We start from the raw sequence: 5,550 nt of genomic DNA on the forward strand, positions 1-5,550 counted from the left end.
GACCTTTTCCGAAGCCAATGAGATGATTGACCGCTATATTTACTTCTATAACCATGAGCGCATCCAGTTAAAAACTGGAGAGGCGCCGCTGGCGCGACGCCTCTCCGCTTAAAACTTAATCTTTCCTACTAAGGGCTCTTTTTTGTACTGTCCGCACAATCTGGGGCAGTTCAAAGAGGACAGACCTTTTTATTTTGGCACTGAGCGGGTTGGGTACTCTCATGGCATTGGCTTTTGCGGTTATCAATATGCTGGAGGGTGCAGCATGAGCGGAAAGTCAGCGTCTGGAGAACTATTGGGGGATTGACTAATGAAATGTTTAGATTGCGGAATGGAAATGGAGCAGGGAACTGTCGTAGGCATCGGACAAGGCGGCGGACACTGGTATGAGTTCACCTCCAACGAAGAAAAGCGGAAAACAGGAATCAAAGGCTTTTTCACGAAAAAGACCGTCAGCGTTGAAGCAACCGTTTTAGACTATCCCGCATGGCATTGTCCGAAATGCAGGAAAGTGCTGATGTGGATAGACAGCAAAGAATAAGCATTACTGGGAAGTCAAAGTTAGGACGGTGAGATAACCATGATACATGATTTGATGTATATAGAACTGAAAACAGGCTATTCCGATGACGGTCCGGCCTGGATCGGATATGTGAAAACCTCAAAGAGCAGGAAAACGATTTACTTTAACGACCACGCCTTTCAAAAGGCCATTGGATACTGCGCCAACTATGTCGATATAGAAAATGGGGATGAATACTGGATCTCCGGGCTCAAAAAAGCGGAGAACAATCGTCATTGGGCTGGCCGGGGGAAAATCCTGATTGACCGCCGTGCGGTGTCGGAGTATCTGGCCCTGATTGGGGAAACCAAACTCCCGGCCAACCTGTTTGAAGTAGTGGAACTGGAGGACTGCTTCCCGGTGGAACGGGTACGCCAGCTCCTGAATAGTAAAACGTGTATTAACGCAGAAGTAGGGGGCTGATAATGTATATCAGCCCCGCTACTTTTTCAGAAAAGTAAGAAATGTTAAGAACTTGAGAGGGTAAAAAATAAGAATTGAGTTTTATACTTTTCTCATATGAAATCATGGCCGTGATTCATGTAGTATCAAAAATACTATGAGGAGTTATATTGCAATGAAGATCTTTGTAAAGACATTATTCCTAAATATGTGCGATATTGTTCTTGCCTCAAAATTATCAAACTAAAAATACTGAAAGGAATGATATTCTATGAAAAAATGCTACATCGGTTTACAACATTATTGCTCGTGCTGTCTATGCTGTTCACATTGTACGTACCTGCATCTGCGGCATCGACGAATGAGGCAATGTCCTATGATACGGTTGCATCGTTGAATTCTTCTTTCGGAACAGTTTATTATATTGAACATCCGAATGAGCGCCTTACCCGTACCGTCTGGAATGTATTAGATGTGGTCATGGCTGGAGCTAGCTGGGCCGAATTTTTTGGGGAGCCATCATTTGCAAACCTAGGGTGGGCTGTATTAGATACAGTTGCTTTGGCTCCGGTTATTCCCTCTTCCGCCTATGTTAGACAGGCCGGAAAAAATTTGTTAGACCCGGATTTGCTTAAAGCGGCAATGAAGTCAACTCCTGGGCTTAAAGAAAAAATTCTAAAGGGTTTGCGTGGAGCCACGAAGGCAGAAAAAGCAAAAGTTGTCAACGAGCTAAGCAAGTTTGTATCCAAGAAATACGTGGTTGGAAAATACACTTTCCTGCTTGATAAATCAACTATGAAACATATTCTTAAGCGGCATCACCCCGCATATTGGAATGGTACTATTAAAGCAAAGCAAGACTGATCTAAAAAAGGAAATCGCTATTTTGCAGAAATATGGGATCAAGAGCTGCGGGATGCCGAGCCGTAGGATCGATACCCACGGCAGAGACTTACGGTTTCGGATTGCTTCTCCGGCAGCCCTTGATGTGCCTTTTCTGATGACCTATTTTTCTGTCGATCCAAAGCCTGTGGACTTTGTGCATCCAAACGGCATTACAGAGATCAGCAAGGTCGTTTACGGCACCGATCCCGCCCGCTTCACTCTGATAAAAGAGCTGTGCGACGATGAACGGCTGGAACTGGAAGCGGGCAATGGAATCGAGGTCGAATTTGAAAACAAGATGGGATAGAAAGCCATGAAAAAAACGATATTTGGGATTTCTCCCTTTCTTGTTCAGGTATTAGCGATTGTACTTAACTTTAACTCCCTGCTTCAAGGAAGTACAGCAACCGGTATGAATGTCACCATTTCTTTGCTCTATTTTGCTTTCTGGATTTGTTTCATACCGGCAATGAAGCGATATAACGCATATCGGGGATTCCTGGCTTCTCTCGTATTCTGGGGACTTGTTTTATTAACGGCTTTGCTCACCCTTACTGTAAACATATTTGATATTGATCTTCCGATGCTCGTTCCCTTTACAACTCTATTTTTGGCTCCAACCTATGGCGTACGTATAGAGCAGCTATCCAACATGGCCGCGCTTTCGATAATAGCAATTATTGCAATCGTTTATATAGTATATTGTGCTGTCGAAGCAAAGCGAGTGAAAAGAAATTGACATGAGGGAAATCGTTTTATGAATCGCAAAAAAGAAATCTTAACAATAATATTATGGCCTCTTCTGTATACTTTGGGGATGGGGCTTTCCAATTACATCGTATATCAGTTCTATCACATAGAGTATGGCGGGGATGGGTATATAAACGCAATGCTTCCGTTCCTTGCGGCACTGGCAGCCGGTACTATGATCTGCCTGTTTATCCAAAGAGAAAGGCTTACCCTTCCGTGGAAGGAGCGCGGCAGGCTGCCATTGTTTCTGGTTATATTCCTGCCTCTTGCGGCACTGACGCTGTACTATCTGCTGACAAACGGCAGCTTTACGTATGCGTTTATAGCTCCGCTTGCCGTAACGCTGCTTGTCGGCGTAGCGGAAGAAACCATGTTCCGCAGGATTCTTTTTATCCGGCTGCTCGGGCTGTTTCAGGAGCGGGGGTTCAAAAAAGCGCTTCTGATCTCTGCCGTATGCTTTAGCCTTCTTCATGCAGTCAACATTTTGGGAGGATCGCCGGCACCGCAGGTTCTCATGCAGCTTGCGGCAACCTTTGTCGCCGGACTGTTCTATGTGCTTATGTTTGATTATACCCGGAACATCTATCTTCTGATCATTATGCACTTTTTATGGGACTATATCCTGTTCAGCGGAGCGACAAAACAGATTCCAGTCTATGCAGTTCTGATGGGTATTTTACAGGCTGCGGAGATCGTCATCATGCTGGTGCTGTTGGCCAGAAAATGGAGGCAAGACGCCTCAGCAGAACGTACATAGGAGGATTATCATTTGCTACTCAACCGTCAAAACAAAGAAAAAATCAACCATCTGAAATGGTTTGATATTCTCGTCCTTACCCTGATTCTGTGGGGCGAGGGCATCTATACCTCAACCGCATCATATATCGCGCTGATACAGGGCGCGTCAACCGTTGATGACAACCTTACTTTTTCTGCAACGGACAACTACGGAGCGCTGGCGTTGCAGGCGGGACTTCTGCTCCTTGCCCTGCTGTATCTGTGGCTGCGCCGCTTCGATTTCAAAGTATGGACGATACGCTTCAACATAAAAGCCGTCGCTGGTGGCGTTCTAATCTTCCTTGCCGCAGCACTTCTCCTTGATATATATTTCATGTTCACCAATCCGCTGACGGGCCTCCTCCCGTTTCCGGGGCCGATTGGTGCTTTCTTCGGAAGTGAAACGGTATCCAGTGTGATATACGCCCTGCTCAACGGCGTATATGAGGAGATCTATTTCCTTGGTATCTGTCTCGCGGTGAGAAAGGAACACCTGAAATGGGCTCTTCCGTTCTCTCTGCTGATACGGGTCAGCTTCCACACCTATCAGGGAATGATTTCGGCTCTTGGGATCGGGCTGCTGTTCGGCATATTTATGTATCTGATGTACCGCCGGTCAAAGGACAGGAACCTATTGCCCTTCTTTATCGCTCATGCGATAGGAGACATATTCGGTCTGGGGGTCCTTTCATACTTTTGGATGTAACGCATGGAAGCAATATGAAAAAGATTTTATTTATCATTCTCTGTTTGACTATATCGCTTGCCGGATGCAGCAGGCAGCCTAAAGAATATGGCGTCTTCATCGGGATCGACAGTGAAGAAATACATAAGCTGGACAGGTACAGCATCGTCATCATTGAGCCCTCTGCGTTTTCCTCTGAACAGATTGGGAAGCTGCACGCAGAGAGGAAAACGGTTTACGGCTACCTCAATGTCGGAGCTGTCGAGGAATACCGCCCTTATTATGATCGCTTTCGGGATTTGTCCCTTGGTATCTATGAGAACTGGCTGGATGAACGATGGATCGACGTAACTTCTCCTTTATGGCAGAGCTTTGTCATTGATGAGCTTGGGAAAGACTATGCGGCTATGGGATTGGACGGATTCTTCCTTGACAATGCCGATGTCTATTATCATTTCCCGGAAGATGATGTTTTTCAAGGGCTTTGTACGATCATGAAGGGTCTGAAAAGCTATGGACTGCCGCTCATAATAAACGGGGGCGATCCTTTTGTTTCAAGGTGCATGGAAGAAAACACAGCCTTGTCACTGTTCGATGGAACCAATCAGGAAACAGTATTTACCAAGATAGACTTTACAAATCAAACCTACGGGCAGCAGGCGGAAGAAGAAACAGAGTATTTTCAGGAGTATCTTTCTAAAGCAAAAGAACATGGTCTGTCCGTTTACCTGCTGGAATACAGGGCGGATCGCGCCCTCTCAAAGCGGATAGACGCATATTGTTCAGAGAACGGTTTTCTCTGGTACAATGCGGACGGGATAGAGCTGCGGTAAGCAGGTTGGTAAACATTTTTTAATAAAAATGATACTGTAGCAAGTATTACCGAAGCTGCGATGGCTATTATGAAGGATAATAGAGAGACATTGGTCAAGATAGGTACAAATGGCCGTGCGACTTTGCACGGCACCCACAAAGGAAGCGCTTACCAATTAACAGTAGACAAGGGACACATTGTTCAGTTCTTCCCTAAGTAAAAGAATAAAATCACGAGCAGATGTGGCTATGAGGTGAACTTTATTCTTTCAAGTACCACCAATGAAAATAGCTTCAGTACCATACAGCACAACATGAGTGAAAGGCATGATGCGGTTAAATGATTACTACCGATACTTTTGTTTTTTATGAACATGAAGGAGAATTTATCCATATAGCTGACTGCTCTATATCAGAAATACAGAATTCTCGGGGTAGGCTTGAATATCTCGAAGGATATATTTCTATCCAATATTATGGAACAGAACTTGCGGGAGCAGCCTAGCCTGTGCTGTTTGGTACATGGGTGGCTTTCAGCGCATACCCACAATGCCCGCATTTGATTTTTCCGGCCAGCCAAGTGTTTTTCGGTTTCCGCCCCTGCTGGAAGGTGGTATTTGCCATGAGCTTTTTCCGGCATTTCAGCCATGTGTCCGAGGGGATCAATGCTTCATGG

The 5,550-nt window shown here is 45.3% G+C and carries 9 protein-coding genes and 1 pseudogene; 9 read left to right on the plus strand and 1 reads right to left on the minus strand.

Annotated features, from left to right (window positions below; all coding sequences use genetic code 11):
- From E0E29_RS19355 to E0E29_RS17280, 9 genes are all read left to right on the plus strand, one after another.
- Positions 1-112, plus strand: a 112-nt coding sequence (locus E0E29_RS19355) for an IS3 family transposase (RefSeq protein ID WP_165449967.1), incomplete at its 5' end; no start/stop codon positions are given.
- Between the two features lie 198 nt (positions 113-310).
- A complete protein-coding gene (locus tag E0E29_RS17245) occupies positions 311-541 on the plus strand; it encodes a PF20097 family protein (protein WP_130850983.1) in 231 nt (76 codons plus the stop codon).
- Positions 542-580: 39 nt separating this feature from the next.
- Entirely contained in the window at positions 581-985 is a 405-nt protein-coding gene (locus E0E29_RS17250; RefSeq protein WP_130850984.1) for a mannose-1-phosphate guanylyltransferase, read from the plus strand.
- A gap of 348 nt (positions 986-1,333) precedes the next feature.
- Entirely contained in the window at positions 1,334-1,828 is a 495-nt protein-coding gene (locus tag E0E29_RS17255; RefSeq protein WP_130850985.1) for a hypothetical protein, read from the plus strand.
- A 22-nt stretch (positions 1,829-1,850) separates the two neighbouring features.
- The gene (locus E0E29_RS17260; protein WP_165449968.1) at positions 1,851-2,156 is read left to right on the plus strand and encodes a VOC family protein; all 306 of its coding nucleotides are present in this window, start codon (positions 1,851-1,853) and stop codon (positions 2,154-2,156) included.
- A 6-nt stretch (positions 2,157-2,162) separates the two neighbouring features.
- Entirely contained in the window at positions 2,163-2,588 is a 426-nt protein-coding gene (locus E0E29_RS17265; protein WP_130850987.1) for a hypothetical protein, read from the plus strand.
- Between the two features lie 18 nt (positions 2,589-2,606).
- Entirely contained in the window at positions 2,607-3,356 is a 750-nt protein-coding gene (locus E0E29_RS17270; protein ID WP_130850988.1) for a CPBP family intramembrane glutamic endopeptidase, read from the plus strand.
- A 12-nt stretch (positions 3,357-3,368) separates the two neighbouring features.
- The gene (locus E0E29_RS17275; RefSeq protein ID WP_130850989.1) at positions 3,369-4,082 is read left to right on the plus strand and encodes a CPBP family glutamic-type intramembrane protease; all 714 of its coding nucleotides are present in this window, start codon (positions 3,369-3,371) and stop codon (positions 4,080-4,082) included.
- A 14-nt stretch (positions 4,083-4,096) separates the two neighbouring features.
- Positions 4,097-4,894 carry a glycoside hydrolase family 191 protein gene (locus E0E29_RS17280; protein ID WP_130850990.1) on the plus strand — a complete coding sequence of 266 codons (798 nt, stop codon included), beginning with the start codon at positions 4,097-4,099 and terminating at the stop codon, positions 4,892-4,894.
- A gap of 493 nt (positions 4,895-5,387) precedes the next feature.
- On the opposite strand, the pseudogene E0E29_RS18930 reads toward E0E29_RS17280, so the two are convergent.
- Positions 5,388-5,550: pseudogene (locus tag E0E29_RS18930) on the minus strand (recombinase family protein); the annotation flags it as partial.

It is taken from the genome of Intestinimonas timonensis (assembly GCF_900626145.1).
GTDB lineage: Bacteria > Bacillota > Clostridia > Oscillospirales > Oscillospiraceae > Intestinimonas > Intestinimonas aquisgranensis.